The sequence below is a fragment of the Mesorhizobium sp. WSM3862 genome (genome assembly GCF_002294985.1).
Classification (GTDB): domain Bacteria; phylum Pseudomonadota; class Alphaproteobacteria; order Rhizobiales; family Rhizobiaceae; genus Mesorhizobium.
The window spans coordinates 1-1,402 of the sequence record NZ_NSGE01000025.1 but is presented as its reverse complement, the minus strand read 5'-3'; the positions used below and the strand labels follow the sequence as shown (position 1 = coordinate 1,402).

At 59.0% G+C, this 1,402-nt stretch carries 1 pseudogene; it reads right to left on the bottom strand.

Annotated elements, in window-relative coordinates:
* A pseudogene (locus CK224_RS32230) lies at positions 1-1,163 on the bottom strand (hypothetical protein); the annotation flags it as partial.
* Between the last annotated feature and the right edge of the window lie 239 nt (positions 1,164-1,402).

The window sequence follows — 1,402 nt, the reverse complement described above, 5'->3', positions numbered from 1 at the left end:
TCATCGTGCCATCGCTGAAGCACTTCGCTCAATCCCTGTTCCAGTCGCAGAACCTCCTCCGGATTGGTTGGCGACTCGTCAGCTCGATCATCGAACAGTGGCCGGAACACCTCGGCAACCGCGGCTGACACGGGCTCAGCATCGCGCACCCGTCGCAACGCGAAGATCAGATTGCTATTGTCTGGAAACAACGTCTCCGCGAGTTTGACCCGCGAATCGTGATCCAGCCCAGAGATCGTCTGGCCCCGACTCTCAAGCGCCTCAGAAAATTTGCGAAGATTACGACCATAGTCAGCACGGGTGCTTGAGGCCAAGCTGCTGTCACTGGTCACTTGTTCTAAGAGATGCGCGTCTGCCTCTGAGGGCACCAGCGCTGGCCGCCCGACAGTAGCTGAATAGCCCGGCTCATGATACGCACGCAGGACGCTCAACGCCGCCTTCATATCAACGTTTTTCGGAAAGAAAGCATCGACGTGATCGACCAGGGATTGGTGATTTTTTAGATCAGTCGCTTGGCCACGAGCGCCGACATCGTTCACCAGTCGGAGAAGTGCGTACCTGTATGTTCGGACTGTCGTCGCCGTATAGTTTTGCTGAGCCGCAGCGTGAGTGATCGCCCGATCAATAAGGTCCCAGTGTTCGTCGGACAGATGGGGATAGCGAGCATCGCGGGCGCCACTCGCGACAGGATCGGCGCGGCGCGGCTCGGCCACGAACAGCGGCCGGAACGCCTCGGCAACCCCGTCAGACACGGGCTCAGCATCGCGAACCCGTCGCAGCGCGGAGAGGAGATTGCCGTTACCTGGAAACAACCTCTCGGCGAATTCGATCCGCGAATCGTGATCCAGCCCAGAGATCGTCTGGCCCCGACTCTCAAGCGCCTCAGAGAATCTGCGAAGACTACTCTGATAGACAGCACGGCTGCTTGAGGCCAAGCTGCTGTCACGGGTCACTTGTTCCAAGAAATGCTCGTCTGCCTTTGAGGGCACGGCCACCAGCGGCCCGGGAGTAGCTGAATAGCCCGGCTCATGATACGCACGCAGGACGTTCAACGCCCTCTTCATATCAACGTTTTTCGGAAAGAAAGCATCGACGTGATCGACCAGGGTTTCGTGATTTTTTAAATCAGTCGCTTGGCCGCGAGCGCCGAGATCATTCGCCAATCGGCGAAGCGCATTCGAGTATCTTCGAACCGTGCTCTCGCTATATTTTTGCTGAGCCGCAACGTGAGTGATCGCCCGATCAATAAGGTCCCGGTGTTCGCGGGACAGATCGGGATAGCGGGCATCAAGGGCGCCACTCGCGACGGGAGCCGGTTCGCCTGGGCGAGGCTCGGCCACGTGCTGCTCAAAGCTCACTTGCCAGGCCTGGCCCGCATCCGGCAAGAGGTCATGGCGGCCCA